Raw genomic sequence first — 316 nt, forward strand, 5'->3', positions numbered from 1 at the left:
GTGGCTCGCCAGCAATGGCGTGAAGAACCGCTGCGGGCGTACAAGCTGCAAACCTCGCATATCCTGCAGATCATTCGCGCCCAGCACCGCGTCTGGGCCGAAGAGGCCGTATCCAGCTTCGAGCCGCAGTCTGGCGATGGGCCTCCGGTCTTCGTCGACCCGCGTATCGAACGCCAACGCGTGGTGGATCAGCGCGGCGATGAAAGCGATGCCCGGCTCGAAGAACGCTATGACGAGCCGGCCCGGGCCGCCTTCCAGGCCGAGTACGAACGTCAGGACGCCCAATACCAGCATTACATCGACCTGAACGCCCAGG

General features: G+C 64.2%; 1 protein-coding gene. It reads left to right on the forward strand.

Features of this window, described 5'->3' with window-relative positions; translation table 11 throughout:
* Nucleotides 1-316: hypothetical protein (locus IRZ56_RS22985; protein ID WP_196147033.1), on the forward strand; the 316-nt coding region annotated here is incomplete at both ends.

Origin of the sequence: Pseudomonas guariconensis (genome assembly GCF_015680235.1) — a bacterium.
Taxonomy (GTDB): Bacteria; Pseudomonadota; Gammaproteobacteria; order Pseudomonadales; family Pseudomonadaceae; genus Aquipseudomonas; species Aquipseudomonas guariconensis_A.